Annotated in this window: 2 protein-coding genes and 1 pseudogene; 2 read left to right on the top strand and 1 reads right to left on the bottom strand. The window is 36.5% G+C overall.

Annotated features, from left to right (window positions below; genetic code table 11):
* Together AMDU4_RS10890 and AMDU4_RS10885 are read left to right on the top strand one after the other, a co-directional pair.
* Positions 1–767: oligopeptide/dipeptide ABC transporter ATP-binding protein (locus AMDU4_RS10890; RefSeq protein WP_021788023.1), on the top strand; the 767-nt coding region annotated here is incomplete at its 5' end.
* Positions 754–1,491 (top strand): ABC transporter ATP-binding protein, encoded by a 738-nt coding sequence (locus AMDU4_RS10885; protein ID WP_021788022.1) that lies wholly within the window; start codon positions 754–756, stop codon positions 1,489–1,491. The genes AMDU4_RS10890 and AMDU4_RS10885, both read left to right, overlap by 14 nt.
* On the opposite strand, the pseudogene AMDU4_RS10880 reads toward AMDU4_RS10885, so the two are convergent.
* Positions 1,488–1,693, bottom strand: a pseudogene (locus AMDU4_RS10880) (APC family permease); the annotation flags it as partial. The gene AMDU4_RS10885 and the pseudogene AMDU4_RS10880 overlap by 4 nt on opposite strands.

The raw sequence follows: 1,693 nt of genomic DNA, 5'->3' as shown, positions 1-1,693 counted from the left end.
CACTGATAAAATCTATTATCAGAGATATTTATGCAAGTCGTGGCGACGTGCTTTACAATGGTAAGAGCATATACAGTAAAAACAACTACCATGAATACAGAAATTCTCTGATCTATGTGAAGCAGGATTCCTTTAACAGCCTGAAGCCGCTAAAGACTGTGAATTTCCAGATTGGAAAACTGTACAACTGGAAATCATTTGACAGACAGTATGTGGAATCAATTTTCACGGAACTTAACCTTAACCCGGAAATACTTAACATGAAGGCAACGCAGCTGAGTGATGGAATGAGGCACAGGGTCGTTATTGCCATGGCTTTATTGAAAAATCCTGAATTGCTGGTGCTTGATGAACCCACAACAGGCCTTGATTCCATATCCACATATCACTTTCTCTCAATTTTAAAGGATATAAAAAAACATTCTTCAGTGCTTATTTCCAGTAATGATGTGAATGCATTGTTCGAGATCTGTGATAGAGTCTACATATTATACGGAGGACAGATTATAGAGGATGGAAAATATTCAGCCATTCTTGAAAGCCGCTTTCACCCATATACCGAAATGCTTTTTCGTTATATTCCATTATATTCTAACAGGAACATAGAGTATATTTCAGTAAATAATAAAAAATACAATGGATGCGTATTCATCAACAACTGTCCATTTCATGATCAGGTATGTGAATCGGAGATAACCTATGAAACCATTGGCGATCATGGATTTCGCTGTATAAGATATCCGGGGTGGAAAGATGATAGAGCTTAATGGAATCAAAAAACAATATAAATTAAAGTCCAGTGCCCTGAAATACAGGGACTACTACGCCCTGGACAATATCTCAACAGTATTCCGCGATAATATTATAAGTGGCATTACAGGATCATCAGGGTCTGGAAAAACTACACTTGCAAATATCATATCCGGGTATGACAGGGATTATTCAGGTGAAATCTTTTATAATGGCAGACGGGAAAAGAATCAAAACTTTATCCGTTATGTATTTCAGGATCCCTATATATCCATGAATCCGGTAAAAACTGTTGAATGGCATATTTCAACTGCGGCAGAAATAAACCATGTGAAAATTGAAAAGGCAATCGAAAAATTGGAGATGACAGGCATGGATTATAGTACCTTCAGAAGCCGCTATGTGAATTCACTCTCTGGTGGTGAACTGCAAAAACTGGCACTTGCAATATCCCTTATCCCTGATCCAAATTTCATAGTTCTGGATGAAGCATTCTCCATGATGGATTCAATCAACCTATTTGCCGTTCTTACTTTCCTGAAAGAGCTTAAAAAAACAGTATCAATAATTTACATAGACCATGACATTAACCGTGTATCCTTTGTCTCAGATTATATTTATATAATGAACTGTGGAAAAATCATAGAGGAAAATTATACAGAAAAGATTATGGAAGACCCTGAAGATGAATATACAGAGGAATTGATAAAATATTCTCCTGATTATCGAAAAAGAATTTAATGTTTAATATGCTCCTCATCAACAAGATTCACGGACTTCCCTGCCTTTCTTGCCAGATCAGGTTTCCTGTATTTAATGTAAAGCGCATATACTATGGAAAATACAGTGTAGACACCAATTATCAGTATAGCATATGTAATGGGGTAAACCGGAGGAACCATGGATTCGTAGAGAACAAAGATAAATATAACAGTAGCCACTG

The sequence above is a fragment of the Ferroplasma sp. Type II genome (assembly GCF_000496155.1).
The sequence above is the reverse complement of the archived record's forward strand: the minus strand, read 5'-3'. Positions and strand labels throughout refer to the sequence as shown.

Coding starts and splice junctions, on each gene's coding strand:
- AMDU4_RS10885 (WP_021788022.1), top strand. CDS start 754: ATGATAGAGCTTAATGGAATCAAAAAACAATATAAATTAAAGTCCAGT.